General features: G+C 51.7%; 1 protein-coding gene. It reads left to right on the top strand.

From position 1 onward, the window contains the following. Positions 1-228, top strand: a 228-nt coding sequence (locus GOQ25_RS19090) for a transposase (RefSeq protein ID WP_160352058.1), incomplete at its 5' end; no start/stop codon positions are given. Positions 229-290 lie beyond the last annotated feature (62 nt).

Here is a 290-nt window from a genome sequence, read left to right as displayed (position 1 = left end):
GAGCAAAGTCCAGCCAAGGCGCTGGCGGCGACGTTACTATCGTGGCTCGAGCCCATCGTGCGGATGTGGCGGTTCACTAAATCCAACGGGATTACCGAGGGCTTCCACACGAAGATGGAAATGCTCTCGCGCCGGGCGTTTGGGTTCAGAAATTTTGAGAATTACCGCATGAGAGTCTTGGCTCAGTGGGCTCTACATCATAAACGGGGGACGACCAGCATTCATTAGACTTGTTTTTGCGAAGAACCTGTCTAAAGGAAACAATGCTGATGTCCCCAATCGATTCTATC

The organism is Bordetella sp. 15P40C-2 (assembly GCF_009763235.1).
Lineage (GTDB): Bacteria > Pseudomonadota > Gammaproteobacteria > Burkholderiales > Burkholderiaceae_B > Bordetella_A.
This window is presented reverse-complemented; position numbering and strand designations above follow the sequence as displayed.